The organism is Pseudomonas sp. FFPRI_1, assembly GCF_055384485.1.
Window position 1 is genome coordinate 4,051,459 of the sequence record NZ_AP029168.1, and the last position, 13,805, is coordinate 4,065,263.

General features: G+C 62.1%; 15 protein-coding genes. 10 read left to right on the forward strand and 5 right to left on the reverse strand.

Annotated elements, in window-relative coordinates:
* Positions 1-118: 118 nt before the first annotated feature.
* Together ACZ5BO_RS17935 and praB are read right to left on the reverse strand one after the other, a co-directional pair.
* Complete coding sequence (locus tag ACZ5BO_RS17935; RefSeq protein ID WP_464695956.1) at positions 119-1,066, reverse strand: ABC transporter substrate-binding protein; 948 nt, start codon at positions 1,064-1,066, stop codon at positions 119-121.
* Between the two features lie 199 nt (positions 1,067-1,265).
* Positions 1,266-1,757: an alkane oxidation protein activator PraB gene (praB, locus tag ACZ5BO_RS17940; RefSeq protein WP_025127313.1), complete on the reverse strand. Its 492-nt coding sequence runs from the start codon at positions 1,755-1,757 to the stop codon at positions 1,266-1,268.
* A gap of 332 nt (positions 1,758-2,089) precedes the next feature.
* Between praB and ACZ5BO_RS17945 the strand changes: the two genes are divergently transcribed.
* Together ACZ5BO_RS17945 and ACZ5BO_RS17950 are read left to right on the forward strand one after the other, a co-directional pair.
* Complete coding sequence (locus tag ACZ5BO_RS17945; protein WP_177330243.1) at positions 2,090-2,251, forward strand: hypothetical protein; 162 nt, start codon at positions 2,090-2,092, stop codon at positions 2,249-2,251.
* The gene (locus ACZ5BO_RS17950) at positions 2,248-2,895 is read left to right on the forward strand and encodes a helix-turn-helix domain-containing protein (protein ID WP_464695957.1); all 648 of its coding nucleotides are present in this window, start codon (positions 2,248-2,250) and stop codon (positions 2,893-2,895) included. Before ACZ5BO_RS17945 ends, ACZ5BO_RS17950 begins: the two co-directional genes overlap by 4 nt.
* Positions 2,896-2,961: 66 nt before the next feature.
* On the opposite strand, the gene ACZ5BO_RS17955 is transcribed toward ACZ5BO_RS17950, so the two are convergent.
* Positions 2,962-3,456 (reverse strand): hypothetical protein, encoded by a 495-nt coding sequence (locus ACZ5BO_RS17955; protein ID WP_464695958.1) that lies wholly within the window; start codon positions 3,454-3,456, stop codon positions 2,962-2,964.
* 397 nt (positions 3,457-3,853) lie between these two features.
* Here ACZ5BO_RS17955 and ACZ5BO_RS17960 point away from each other — a divergent pair, with 397 nt between their 5' ends.
* The 7 genes from ACZ5BO_RS17960 (at position 3,854) to ACZ5BO_RS17990 (ending at position 10,259) form a co-directional block, all read left to right on the forward strand.
* Complete coding sequence (locus ACZ5BO_RS17960; protein ID WP_464695959.1) at positions 3,854-4,663, forward strand: helix-turn-helix domain-containing protein; 810 nt, start codon at positions 3,854-3,856, stop codon at positions 4,661-4,663.
* An 82-nt stretch (positions 4,664-4,745) separates the two neighbouring features.
* A complete protein-coding gene (locus ACZ5BO_RS17965) occupies positions 4,746-5,384 on the forward strand; it encodes a LysE family translocator (RefSeq protein WP_464695960.1) in 639 nt (212 codons plus the stop codon).
* A 178-nt stretch (positions 5,385-5,562) separates the two neighbouring features.
* Positions 5,563-5,979: an NUDIX hydrolase gene (locus ACZ5BO_RS17970; protein WP_025127318.1), complete on the forward strand. Its 417-nt coding sequence runs from the start codon at positions 5,563-5,565 to the stop codon at positions 5,977-5,979.
* Between the two features lie 365 nt (positions 5,980-6,344).
* Positions 6,345-6,950: an SCO family protein gene (locus ACZ5BO_RS17975; RefSeq protein ID WP_025127319.1), complete on the forward strand. Its 606-nt coding sequence runs from the start codon at positions 6,345-6,347 to the stop codon at positions 6,948-6,950.
* Entirely contained in the window at positions 6,950-7,429 is a 480-nt protein-coding gene (locus tag ACZ5BO_RS17980; RefSeq protein ID WP_464695961.1) for a copper chaperone PCu(A)C, read from the forward strand. Before ACZ5BO_RS17975 ends, ACZ5BO_RS17980 begins: the two co-directional genes overlap by 1 nt.
* Positions 7,430-7,702: 273 nt before the next feature.
* The gene (locus ACZ5BO_RS17985) at positions 7,703-9,328 is read left to right on the forward strand and encodes an AAA family ATPase (protein WP_464695962.1); all 1,626 of its coding nucleotides are present in this window, start codon (positions 7,703-7,705) and stop codon (positions 9,326-9,328) included.
* The gene (locus ACZ5BO_RS17990) at positions 9,309-10,259 is read left to right on the forward strand and encodes a hypothetical protein (RefSeq protein WP_464695963.1); all 951 of its coding nucleotides are present in this window, start codon (positions 9,309-9,311) and stop codon (positions 10,257-10,259) included. The genes ACZ5BO_RS17985 and ACZ5BO_RS17990 overlap by 20 nt, the downstream gene beginning before the upstream one ends.
* Positions 10,260-10,262: 3 nt before the next feature.
* Here ACZ5BO_RS17990 and ACZ5BO_RS17995 read toward each other — a convergent pair whose 3' ends face one another.
* Positions 10,263-10,880: a class I SAM-dependent methyltransferase gene (locus ACZ5BO_RS17995; protein WP_464695964.1), complete on the reverse strand. Its 618-nt coding sequence runs from the start codon at positions 10,878-10,880 to the stop codon at positions 10,263-10,265.
* A gap of 135 nt (positions 10,881-11,015) precedes the next feature.
* The gene (locus ACZ5BO_RS18000) at positions 11,016-11,933 is read right to left on the reverse strand and encodes a LysR family transcriptional regulator (RefSeq protein WP_464695965.1); all 918 of its coding nucleotides are present in this window, start codon (positions 11,931-11,933) and stop codon (positions 11,016-11,018) included.
* A gap of 162 nt (positions 11,934-12,095) precedes the next feature.
* On the opposite strand from ACZ5BO_RS18000, the gene ACZ5BO_RS18005 reads away from it, so the two are divergent.
* A complete protein-coding gene (locus ACZ5BO_RS18005) occupies positions 12,096-13,787 on the forward strand; it encodes an AMP-binding protein (protein ID WP_464695966.1) in 1,692 nt (563 codons plus the stop codon).
* Positions 13,788-13,805 lie beyond the last annotated feature (18 nt).

Here is a 13,805-nt window from a genome sequence, read left to right on the forward strand (position 1 = left end):
TGGCACGCTTGAGCGAAACCCGGATTGCAGTATAGGCAGCCTTGGCTGCCCTCCTCCGCCCACTTGCAACCGCCGGTTTGCCGGCGCCGGTCCCCTCCGCCAGGAGCGGGCCTGGGACTCAATCCGCCAGAGCCTGCTGGAACGAATGATCAATCAACGGCGCGGTGGCCAAGGGCGCCGGCAAGGCCTTGACCTTGAACAGGAAGTCCGCGGTGCCTTGCAGGTCCGAGGCTGCTTGCGGGTCCACCGGGCCCAGGGTCAGGTGGGCCTGGCGCAACCAGTGGCGGGAGACGCTCTGGTCGAGGTTGGCTTTCCTGGCCCACAGATCGGCGTACTCGTCGGTGTGGTTGTCGACCCACTGCCGGGCCTGTTTCAGGCGCACGAGAAAGTCGGCTATGGCGGCGTGCTTGTTGTCGACGGCCGCAGTGGACGCCGCCACCGCACTGAGACCGGGCATCAGGTTGCGCGCGGTGATGATCGGGCGCGCACCGGAGAACACAATCTGCTGGGAAATGTAGGGTTCCCACACCGGGAACGCATCGATACCGCCCTGGGGCAAGGCCGCAGCGGCGTCGATGGGCATCAGCTTGACGAACTGCACATGGGTTTCCGGCAGGCCGGCCTGTTCCAGGGCGCGCAGGGTCAGTTGCTGGCTCCAGGCCCCGGGCCAATAGGCGACTTTCTTGCCCTTGAGGTCGGCGATGCTGTGCACCGGTGAGTCCTTGGGCACCAGCAGTGCAATGGTGTCCGGGTTCTGCCGGGACACACCGATCAGCTTCACGGGCGCCTGCTTGGCCGCCAGGAACAGAAAGCCCGAGTCGCCAAGAAAGCCCAGGTCCAGCGCGCCGGTATTCAGGGCCTCGGCCAGGGGCGCCGCTGCCTGGAAGTGCTTCCACTCGACCTTGTAGGGCGCCCCTTCAAGTGCCCCGGAGGCCTCCACCGAGGCGCGGATGTTGTAGTAGTTCTGGTCGCCGACATTCAACACCAGGGGCTCGGCGGCCTGGGCCAGGGGAGTGAGCAGCAAGGCACTGGCGAGTAATTCGCGCAGGCGTCGTGAGAGGTTCATGGGGGCGGTTCCTTGGACAGGGTTCAGGAGAGTCATATAGACCATAACGGTCTTGATATGGCGCCTTGAAATTCTCTTTTTGCATAAGCTAAGAGAGCCATGAACTCGCCCCGGCCTGCAGCCGGCCGCAGGTGGCGTCGGGAACCCCGGGACCCTAGGCCCCGGGGCTGGTTGCAACCTTGCTAGCCGCGACCGCGGATCAATACACCACCATCAACTGCGGCGAGATCTGCACATCCAGGGAAATGAGCTTGCAATAGCCCCCCAGCGGCTGATTGGAAGCGTTCAGGCTGGAGGTGCTGTTGTTCCATAGGATACGGATGGTACTGATTCCGCAGTTCGCGGAGGTCCCGGTAAGGGCCAGCCCCATCTCCGAAATGCCGCCGCTGAGCTGGCTGTCCATGTACATCGGCCAGGAAAGGTTCTTGGCCACCAGCAACGAGCAAAAGGGCGAGCTCCCCGCGAACCTCGCCGCAGTGATCTTGGCGCTGTTCACCGGATTGACCGAGCCGTCGATAGTGACGTTGCAGACGATCGTCTGCTGGAAGGTGGCAGGGGTTTGCAAACGAATGGTGCCATGCCCCTGGAAGTTCACCACGGGAGTGAAGTGCGGCTCAGCCACTGCGGGCGATGCCGCGGCGCACGCCAGTATCAGCGCACTGGCAGCAAACAGGCGATTCAGGTTTTTCATTGTTGTTCCTCGCAGGTAGGGCGATGCAGATCGCCGGGTAATGGCCGTGATCGAGAAGTCACGAGAAACGGCAGGACATCCCTTTCCAGCCAAATTTCAGAGCTATTACCGCTGCGCACGGGCAGCCAGGAGGTACGCGATAGCAGCACATTCCGAGGGAATTCAAAATACACATTCAAAAATATTTTTGAATTATCGATCGGGCCACGTCGATATCGGGCCTTTATAGATCTAGGAAGAATTAATAAATGAATATTGATTATTTATGGCTATATGAAAATCCACGTACTCTCAACTCACCCGACTCCTCGTCATCACAGTGAGTGCCCACCATGCAGCCGACTGACAACCTCATCGACCTGGCCAGCTACCGCAAACGCAAACAGGCTCAGCAACGGGCACGACTGATGTGGGAACTCTACGCGCGCAACGCCGCCTGCCAGGCCATGCAATGGGTTCAGGCCCGGCACGGCGACGAGACCCGCCACGGGTGAACGCTCAAGACCCCTCGCGCTTTCTCGCCGGTGATGCCCCGCCGCTGCTGGATCTTGCGCCCCTGCACACCCAGGACCAAGACCCCATCAGCCAGCGGGTTGCGCAGAACCTGCTGCGCCTGCGGGGCAAGCGCCACCTGTCCCTGGATGCCCTGGCCCGCCAGTGCGGCGTGAGCCGGGCGATGCTGGCGCAGATCGAGTCCGGGCGCAGCGTGCCGTCAATCAAGGTACTGTGCAAGATCGCCAAGGGCCTGAAGGTTTCGGTGGCGGCCTTTCTCGAAAACCGGGCCTTCGAGGGTGTGGCGCTGCTCAGGGCGAGCCAGAGCAAGCGTCTGGTGAGTGCCAATGGCGCCTTCGTCAGCCGCGCACTGTTTCCCTTCGACGTGGCGCGCCAATCGGAATTCTACGAGTTGCGCATTGCGGCCCTCGGTGAGGACCAGTCCGAAGGCCATGGCCCTGGCGTCCAGGAGAACCTGGTGGTGGCCCAGGGGGTGCTGGAGATCAGCGTCAACGAAGAGCGCTATCTGCTGTCTCCGGGGGACTCGATCCTGTTCTACGCCGACCAGCCCCACCGCTATCGCAACCCGGCGGACAGCGAAGCCGTGGCCTATCTGGTGGTGACCCACCCCGAACGCCTGGACTGAGCCGCCAGGCCAAAAAAAGCCCGGCAAGGGAGTGATCCCCGCCGGGCTTTGGCGTTCCTGCAGAACCTAGCAGGTGCAGCACATCATCGGCATGCCATTGCAGCTCATCATCATCGGCATGCTGCAATCGTTCATCATCTTCATCATCAGGGTGCAGCAGTTCTGCATCATGTCCATGTTCATGCCGGGCATGGGCATCAGCTTGCACAGCATGCCATCGGCCATCAGGGTGCATTCCATCACGCACTTCATCGAGGGCATCGGCATGCCCATCATCGGCATCGGCATCATCATGTTCATCATCGGCATGGCCATCGCCGCCTGGGACATGCACAGCATGCTCATGTTGCCGCAGTGCATCATCATCGGCATGCCGCAGTTCATCATCATCTGCAGCATTTCAGCGCTGTTCTTGAACATCGCCATGTCCATGCCCGCGGCCGGCATCATCTTGCACTGCATGCCGTCTTCCTGCATTTCGCAGCTCATGGTCGCCATCATCATCGGCATGCCCATCATCGGCATGGTGGTGTTCATTGGCATCTGCATGGCGTTCATCATGATCTTGTTCCCTGAAGTATCGATAGTTGGATGAAGCGAATGGGGCGGATTCTAAGGATCGCCGCCGGGGCGGCAAGAGGCCGGTCCTGCAGCGGCGACGGCTGTCGCGACACGCTTTCCAGCGTGGCGCAGCCGGTGATTTCCGTTGCTGCAGCGATTACTCATGCATAGCGGAGGGAACGGGCTCTAAAGCGTCACTGGCCCTGCTGTGGATATGCGTAAAACAGCTATCTACATAACCCAGAGAAATAAACGATCTAACCACGCCCGATCTTTCCCCCGGCCCGGCCCCCGGGGCGCCACCCCGCCGCGGAACCGCCCCCGCAACACAGGCTGGCCCCGGCCCGATCCGGCCTGTTAGCCTAGCCGCCCGCTTCCCCCTTTCTGCGGAACTGCAATGACTCCTTCAGCGCAATTCTGGCGTGACCCGAACCTGCCTTACGTCGAAAGCCGCCGGGCCTGTGACAGCCGCGCCAACTACAAGGCCCACAGCCACCCGACAGTCTCCATCGGCGCCGTGGATCGTGGCGTCAGCCTGTTCAGTGGCGCCGCCGAGGGGGCAACCCTGATCCGGGCCGGCAGCGTGGTATTCGTCCCGGCCCATTGCGCCCATGCCTGCAATCCCCTGCCCGACAGTGCCTGGAGCTACCAGATGCTGCACCTGGACCCCTGCTGGGTCGCAGGCGTGCGTGAAGAAGCCCAGCAGCAGGCGCAATTACTGCTGGGCCAAGTGTTATTGAGCCACGATGGCGAGCTGTACCAGCGCTTTTGCCAGCTCAACGACCTGCTGTTTTCCACTGCCAGCTGGCAGGACAAGGAAGCCGCGCTGATCGAGTTCATTGGCGACTTTCCAATCCACGAGCAGCCGGTGATTGCCCTGGCCGCCGATCCGGCCCGGGCCAGCGTCGGGGTACGTCGGGTCATGCTGTTCCTGCAGCAGGATGCGCAACAGGCCCAGCCTCTAGAACACCTGGCGGCGCTGGCCGGCATCAGCCGTTACCAGCTGATCCGGGCCTTTCGCGCTGCCACCGGGATGACGCCCCACGCCTACCAGCTGAACCAGCGCATTATCCAGGCCCGGGCCTCGCTGCAGGCCGGCGAGCCCCCGGCGGCCCTGGCCCAGCGCCTGGGCTTTGCCGACCAGGCGCATTTCCAGCGAGTGTTCAAGGCCCATGTCGGGGTCACCCCGGGTTTGTACAAGCGCTGAGCGCCGCGCAATTTTCTTCAATACCTCGATCCCGGCTCCCAGCAGACTGCCAACCCCTCAAGGTCCCTGGAAGCCTGCCCCCATGATTCAACAGTTTTTGCTGGTCGCCGCTGCGCATTTTCTCGCCCTGCTCTCCCCCGGCCCGGACTTTTTCCTGGTGGCGCGCCTGTCCATGGCCACCGGCTGGAAACCCGCCACCGGTGCCTGCCTGGGCATCGCCCTGGCCAACGGCCTGTTCATTGTCCTGGCCTTCGGCGGGGTGTCGGTGTTGCGTCCCGACAGCTCACTGTTCCTGGTGATCCAGCTGGCCGGTTGTGGCTACCTGCTGTACCTGGGCTGGCTGTTCATCCGCTACGCCGGTGCCAGCTCTCTGGCGGCGGTGGACACCCAGGGCGACACCCGGGCGCTGAACCGGGCCACCTGGTGGCGCGGCCTGGGCATGGGCCTGCTGTCGGGCCTGCTCAACCCGAAGAATGCCCTGTTCTATGTCAGCCTGGCGTCCCTGGTGGGCACCGACACCAGCAGTGCCTGGAAGCTGGCCTATGGCGTGTGGATGTTCAGCGTGGTGCTGCTGTGGGATCTGTTGGTGGCCCTGGCCATCGGCAATGGCCGGGTCCGGGAACGCTTCTCTAAGGCCCTGCCCTGGCTGGAAAGCATCACCGGGGTGATCCTGATCCTCCTGGCACTGGCGGTGATCAGCGCCACCCTGTTTCGCCATTGAGCCGGGGAGCCAATCGGCGGGCCGAGTCAGCGGCCGCCCTGCACCTTCAAAGTTACAAATAAACAACAAAGCAACACGCGGTTGTCATCCTCGACAGTCGATATTGTGCGACCCCCACAGCAACTGCCGGGCAGCACCACGGGCCTCCCCTCTCTGCCCAACCCACAGGAGTAGCGCCATGCCACAACAGCCCCGCCTAGGATGCGGCGCCGCGATCGTCCGCGACGGTCACCTACTGCTGGTCAAGCGCCTGCGGGATCCGGAAGCCGGTTGCTGGGGACTGCCCGGTGGCAAGGTCGACTGGCTGGAACCGGTGGAACAGGCCATGCGCCGGGAAATCCTCGAAGAACTGGGGTTAACCCTGGACGGCGTCAGGCTGCTGTGCGTGGTGGACCAGATCGATCCCGAGGGCCAGCAGCACTGGGTATCCCCGGTGTACCTGGCGTCTGCCCCGGCGATGCCGGCACGCAATTGCGAACCGGACAAACACAGTGACATGGCCTGGTTCGAACTGGACCGCCTGCCGCAACCCCTGACCCAGGCCACCCGCGTTGCCGTGCGGGCACTGGTGCAGATCGCCGCGTTGGAGACATGAAGCACCCATGGCGCCGGGCAGCGGGCTGACTGCTGATCGTCGCGCCCCTGACCCGGACCGAGGTCCCGGTGGCGGCGCCTGTGGCGCAGCAACTGCAACGGCCAGATGGCTCCACCCTCGCCTATTGCCTGCTGCCGCGCAGCGCTGCTCACCGCCCCTGGCTGGTGATCATTCGACGACCTGCTGCACAGCGTCGAAGCCAGCTCACTGTCGCCCTGGAAGCCAAGTCGACAACGCAGCGCCAGTGCCCCTCACCTGCGACCGATGGCCGCAGGCATTGGTCTAATTAGCCCGCCACGGCCTTCGTCTGTTTGCTACCATGCGCGGGTTTTTTGCCTGTCTGGCTGTTCAAAGGGCGTTATTTCATGAGTGTTCTACTGACTCGCCGTACGCTGCTCACCAGTGCCGGCCTGCTCGGCCTGGGCCTGCTGGCCGGTTGCGACAACAGTCCCCGACTGTCCTTCAAATACGGCAAGGACCTGAGCAATCAGATTCTCGGCCGCACCTTCAAGCTCACCGATTCCCAGGGCGAAACCAAGTCGCTGTCCAGCTACCGCGGCCTGATGCCGATGATCTTCTTCGGCTTCACCCAATGCCCGGCCGTGTGTCCCACCACCCTGGCCCGTGCGGCCCAGGCCAAGAAGCTGATGGGGCGTGACGGCGACCGCCTGAAAGTGGTGTTCATCACCCTGGACCCCGAACGCGATACGCCGCAAGTACTGGACGCCTACGTCAAGGCCTTCGACCCGAGTTTCGAGGCGCTGTACGGCACCCTCGAACAGACCGCGGCCACCGCCAAGGAATTTGGCGTGTTCTACGAAAAGATCCCCAGCGGCTCGACCTACACCCTGTCGCACACCGCCACCAGTTTTGTCTTCGACTCCCGGGGTACCTTGCGCCTGGGCCTTTCGCAGTCCCTCACCGCTAAAGAGTGCGCCGAAGACCTGCTCACCGTCATGGAGGTTTGTTAATGAATTCGCATCAACGCCCATCCCGTATCAAGCGAGCTTTGCTGCTGGTTTCCCTGCTGGGCCTGGCCGGCACTGCCGGCGCCGCCACCCAGGTGGACAATGCCTGGGTTCGCGCCACGGTTCCTGGCCAGCACGCCAGCGGCGCCTTCATGGACCTCACCGCCAGCAGCGACAGCAAGCTGGTTGACGTGCAGTCGCCGGTGGCCAAGAACGTGCAGATCCACCAGTCGAGCATGCACAACGACGTGATGAGCATGCAGCAAGTGGACGCCGTGGCCCTGCCAGCCGGGCAGAAAGTCAGCCTGGACAGCCACGGCTACCACGTGATGCTCATGGAGCTGACCGGCCAGATCAAGGCCGGCGACAAGGTGCCGCTGACCCTGACCGTGGAAAACGCCAAGGGCGAGAAGGAAACCCTCAAGGTCGAAGCCGAGGCCCGGGCACTGAATGCGCCGGATCACAGCATGATGAAACACTAAAGTGAATTAGCTGAAACGGCCCTAGGGCCCACTAAAGACGCCGCGTTCTCCTGAATGGAACGCGGCGTTTTTTTGCTTGTGGCCAAGCACCCTGGCCTGGAAACTTCAACAGTCGACAGTAGCTTGAATGCACAGTTGGCTATTTCCCGCGCCCTACTCATATGCGAACCGACGCGCCATTTTTATAATGGCTCATAGCTACTTCATCCAACCATCTAGCTCGGTAGTCAGGGCTCAAGGACTGGACTGAAAAACAATTATCAGGGATTCGATATGTCGCCAGACCGCACTGTGATCCATGTGCTTTTTTTCGTCGGAAAATCGGGACGGCCGATAGTACTGCCATTGACCGACGCTTATGAGGCGGTAATTCATCCGGCCGAGGAGCCCGATGACACTCTCCCTTTCACTCTGGAAATAACTCGGTCTTCCAGCACCTGCAGCCGACAACCTCTGGATGTGGCCTCGTTCACTACTCTTTATGGCGAGAATGGCAGCGGCAAGACCGAGATGTTGCTGAAACTGTGCGAGGGACTGGCTGATTGGGAAACTAAATCCAAAGTCGGCGTTCTTTGGGAAAACGAACAGGGGCTGTACCTTGCAAAAGGTGTTTCGCTTAACAAGACCCGACTGCTTTCCAACCTCCAGATCACTCAAGACACCTCTTGCGTACCGCCTGACTTTTCCGCGGTTTTCTACTCTACCTCTCCGTTTGAAAAAGTCAGGCGCGCCCTCTTACGTCGTAGAAAAGTAAAAGATGTCAGCCCGCGGTTTGGCCTGGTCGTGGAATCGGAGATGGTCGCTGCATTCAATGCTTATCCTTTTCTTAAGGACAAGGCCACTTTCGTGTCCGAGGCGACGGCAGAAATAAAGCTCAAGCCGGTTTCATTGGTCGATTTGGTGAAGTCATATGCCGTGGATGGAGCCAGAACCTACAAGACCCTGGAGCCGGAAATGAAGAGCCGGCTGCATGAAGTCGACAGGCGCTCGTCGGTACAGACGAGATTTATCTGCTCTTTTGCCGTCTTGGAATGCCTGGACAGAGTGACCGCAGAGAAACTTCATCTGTTGATCGATGCGTTGCTGGCGATGATTAAGGTTCACGGCCCCTGGCTCAACGACCTGTTGCTGGTTGACCTCCCTGAACTGCTCCTACTGACAAGAGACGACCTTCTGGCCGAACAACTGCTCAAGGCGCGCAATGCACTTGAGGTGATCCGTCCCCTGTTTAATAACGTCAACACCTGGAGACGGCAGGCCACTTTGGCTTACCTGGATGAGCAAGCCGGTCATCAGATCCGTCAACATGAAGGTGTGTTTTCCGAAGTGGCGGCGCTGGGCTTGCTGCAATTCTCCTTCAAGCATCTGAGCTCCGGCCAGGCCAGCATGATGTCCCTGTACTGCGCCATCGCCAGGGCCTTCGGTGAGTTCGAGCGCGAGTCGCAGGACCGCTTGATGCTGCTGTGCGTCGATGAAGGTGAAATGTTCATGCACCCCAAGTGGCAACGCATGTACATCGACAGCCTGCTGAAATTCATCAAGGAGTTCGGCTCCCTGGCCAAAAGAACTTATGTGTTCATTTCCACTCACTCACTGATCATCGCCGCCGACACCCCGGCCGGTCGCCTGTTCGACCTGGACAACCAGCAACTGACCAATGCCTTCGGCTACACCCCCAAGCAAACCCTGAACTCGGTATTCGCTGTCGGAGATTTCACGGGCGAGTTCAACCTGCACTTGCTGACCAAACTCTCCGCAGTCCTGAACCGTGAGATGCAGGACCCGCAAAGCATCAGGCACGCCAGGCAGATCGCCGGAGCATTGGCCAACGATGTCCTCAGGCGCCATGTGCAACAACAACTGAACGTGCTGACCGGGAGTGAAGATGCTCAAGCTTAAGGTGGCCTCTTCGGGCATTGCCAAACAGCACCTGGAAACCTTGGGCAAGCGTTTTGACAAGGCCATGAGTACCTGGAAGTCGCCCTTCACCGACTATCCACCCTTGACATCAGCCTTGAAGGCTGTGTTGCAGAGTGAGCGCGCTTCCATACTTGTCGGCGATGTGAGCCAACTGCGTAGTGTAATTCTGCGGGTCAAGCAGGCAGCCCCGGCCCTTGATCACTACTTGCGAAACCGACCCACCGAAAAGTCCGGCGCTCGACAAGTCGACATGGAGAACCTGATCAAAAAGCTGGGCAAGATCTTCGACTACACCAAGTTCATCGACAAGGACAGTGGCTGGAACGCCTACAAGCTGGTGGGCAGTTACTCATTGCGTATCTGCCCTTACTGCCATCTGCACCATGTGAACTATCACGGCCAGAAAGCCGGCGACCCAAAGAAACTGGAATTGCGGCCTCCCCTCGACCATTTCTTGCCCAAGTCGATCTACCCCTATCTGGCGGTATCGCTGTACAACCTGGTGCCCTCTTGTCACCAGTGCAACTCCTCGATCAAGGGGGATGAAGACCCGTCTGACACGATGCCTCATCCATTCGACACTAGCGTCGCTCTGGATATGAGCTTCACCCTCAAGGGCTCGCTGCTCGGAATTGCCGGAGTCACCCATGAAGAACTGGGGCTGACCGTTACCGGCAACAGTACCTGGAATGAGTTCGCCACCTTTTTCCACCTGCAGGAGCGCTATCAGTGGTACGCCCCGGAGGTGACCGACATGCTCAAGCGCAAGCAGTTTCGGGATGAAAGTGATGCGGTCGTCCAGTCGCTGATGCGCGCGGATTTCATTCTCGGGTTCGATCCTCTCGACTTTGAAAAACGTGCCCTTGGCATCTGCTTACGGGACATCGCCAAAAACCTCAAGGTGCTCTGAACCTCAGTAAATCCCCCGCGCCAACCACACCGTCAGCCCACAACACTCCGGGTCTTCACTGACCTGCTGCACCACCTCGAAACCATGGGTGTCGAGCAAGGTGCAGTATTCCCCCGGGTCCAGGCTGGCGTGGTACAGGGCCTCGCCCTCGAACTCGCCGATGGCCTCCCCTGCCGCCGGGCCGCTGGTGAACATCAGGGCGCAGCCCGGGCCGGCGTGGCGTTCGAACACGGCGAACATGGCGCGCTGATCGTCCGGGCTCAGGTGGAACAGGCTGTTCCAGGCGAGGATGCCGGCAAAATCCTGGTCCAGGGCCAGGCTGCGCATGTCGGCGTGGATCCATTGCTGCTGGGGAAAGCGCCGGCGGCACTGCTCCAGCAAGGCGGCGGAGCTGTCGACGCCGGTGACCGTGCATTCATGTTCGATGAGATAGCGCGCTACCGGCTCGCCGCCTCCGCAGCCCAGGTCCAGTACTTGCCGGCCCGAGCCCATGACCTGGCGAAAGCGCTCGAACCAGGCTTGTTCACTGTGAAAGGCCTGGGTGCTGGCCTGCCGCGCCCGGTCCCAGGCCTGGGCATGACGCTGGTACAGATCGACGATGTGATGAGCGGATTCGTGCATCCACAGGCTTCCTTGTGCTGTTCGGTGGCTGCGGATTACAGCACAGCTGCACTGGGCAAAGCGAAGTGGGTGGTGCCGTCGGGCCGCGAAACGGCGGTTCCCGGTGTTGCTTGATCCACTTGATAGAACACCGCTTCAACTGCGCCCCGCCAGCTCCAGCAACTGCCCGCGCAGCCAGCGGTTGGCCGACTCGTTCTGCACCTGCTTGCTCCAGTACAGGTTCAGGCACACCTGCGGCAGGGTCAGGGGCATGTCGAGAATGCGATTGCCCAGGCCGGCATTGATCAGCCGTGCATTGTTGCGGGTCAGGGTCAGGAGCCAGTCGCCCTGGGCCACCAGTTGCCCGGCGGTGAGGAAATGCTGGCAGTGCTGGCGGATGCGCCGCACCACCCCCAGGTGCCCCAGGGCCAGGTCTTCGACGCAGATGCCGCGGCGCCGGGAGGTCACCGCCACATGCTCGGCCGCCAGGTAGCGCTCCACCGTCAGTTCACCGCGAAAGCCGGGGCCGGCCATCACGCAGAAGGAATCCTGCAGCAGCAATTGCTGTTGCAGCTGCGGGTCGGTCAGGCGTGACAGTTCGATGGCCAGGTCAATGCGCCCGGCAATCATCTCCAGCTTCAGGTCGGCCCAATGCACGCTGGTGCTGCGCACCTCCAGGTGCGGGGCCACACGGCTCAGGTGCCCCAGGATCAACGGCAGGATCACCGGCTCCAGTTGCTCCGGCATGTTCAGGGTAAAGCGCCTTCGATCACGCTGGGGGTCGAAGGCCTGGGTCGGGTTGAGGCTGCGGCGCAGGCCGCTGAGGGCATCCTGGATACCCGGCGCCAGTTGCTTGGCCAGGGGCGTGGGCGCGACGCCGTAGCCTTCGCGAACGAACAGCGGATCATCCAGCTGCGTGCGCAGGCGCGCCAAAGCGTGGCTGATGGCCGATTGGCTGAGGTGCAGCACCGAGGCGGCGCGGGTCAGGTTGCGCTCCTGGTACACCACCTCGAAGACCCGGAACAGGTTCAGGTCCAGGCGGCTGAGCCCTGACCATTCATGCGGTGAGTTCATGGTTGCGCCCTCGCAGTCTCGACCCGCAGCAGGCTAGCAGCGCGCCGGTGCCGGCAGAACCATGTAGCGCATTCATGAATCTCGATGAATAACCGTCGGTTCTGTGACGCCCCGGGCGCTGCCTAAGATAGCCACGCCGATAACAACAATTCAGGAGGCACCATGGACCTTGCGGCCTATCAGCAGCACCTTCATGCCCTGCAGCAGGCCGCCTGGCCCGAAGGCACGCCCCGTACCCCGCAGTACCCCCAGGGCCAGCAGCCCCTCACCGAGTACCTGCGGGCCTGGGCGCAGTCACAGGCCAGTGCCGTGGCCCTGGACTTTTATGGTTACCAGTTGAGCTTTGCCGAGCTGGACCGGCTCTCCGATCGTTGCGCGGCCTTGCTCGGCGAACTGGGGGTCGGCCCCGGCGATCGGGTGGCGGTGTACATGCCCAACTGCCCGCAACTGCATATCGGCTTCTGGGGCATCCTCAAGTGCGGCGCGGTTTATGCCCCGGTCAGCCCCCTGGCCCGCACGCTGGAGCTGGAGTACCAGCTCAAGGACAGCGGCGCCCGGGTGATCCTGTGCTTCGATCAACTGCTGGATGTGGTCCACGCCGTGGCGCCGGCCTGCGCCCTGAACCGGATCCTCGCCAGCAGCCTGTCGGAGCTGTGCCCGGCGACCCCGAGCATCCCGGTGCCGGACCTGCTGCTGGCGCCCAAGCGCCTGGACCCCGGAGTCCTGGACTTCTACCCGGCCCTGGAAAACTGCCGCGCCGCCCCCCCCGAGCACCGCCCGGCCCTTGCAGACATCGCCGCCCTGAACTACACCGGCGGCACCACGGGCCTGCCCAAGGGCTGCATCCACAGCCACGGCGACATGCTCTACACCTGCGCCAGTTTCGTGCCGGTGGCCCTGGGCCTTGCGCGCGACAGCGTGATGCTCAACTTCCTTCCGGAGTTCTGGATCGCCGGGGAAAACGCCGGCCTGCTGTTTCCCATCTACGCCGGCTGCCGCCTGGTGCTGTTGGCACGCTGGGATGCGCCGGCGTTCATGGCGGCGATCGATCACTACCGGGTCAGCCATTGCGGCTTGCTGGTGGACAGCGCCGCCGAAGTGCTGGAGCACCCTGACGTCGCCAAGCATGACTTCAGCTCCCTGCGGGCCACCGGCTGCATCTCCTTCGTCAAGAAGCTGACCCCGGACTACCGCCGACGCTGGCACGAGCTGACCGGCTGCACGCTGTTCGAATTCAGCTTCGGCATGACCGAAACCCACACTTGCGACACCTTCACCGCCGGCTTGCAAGACGACGATTTCGACCTCAAGAGCCCGCCGACCTTTGTCGGCCTGCCGGTGCCGGGCACCGAGTTCAAGGTCTGCGATTTTGTCAGCGGCGCCCTGCTGCCCCTGGGCAGTGAAGGCGAACTCTGCGTGCGCAGCCCCTCCCTGCTGCAGGGCTACTGGCAACAACCGGAGGAAACCGCAGCGGTGCTGCGCGAGGGCTGGCTGCACAGCGGCGACCTGGGGCAAATCACCGAGCAAGGTTTTATCCGCTACCTGGGACGGCGCAAGGAGATGCTCAAGGTTAATGGCATGAGCGTGTTTCCCAGCGAGCTGGAAGCGCTCTTAGGCCAGCACCCACAGGTGCTGGCCAGCGCGGTGATCGGCCGCGCCGATGAGCGTCGCGGCCAGCAGCCGGTGGCCTTTGTCGTGCTCAAGGCCGACGCCCCCCAGGACCCTCAGGCCCTGGCCGCGTGGTGCCACCAGGTGATGGCCGCCTACAAGGTGCCGCAGATCCGCCTGGTGAGCAGCCTGCCCATGACCGCCACCGGCAAGGTCAAGAAGAACGAGCTGGAACAACAGCTCTGACCGCCCGAGTGAAAACAC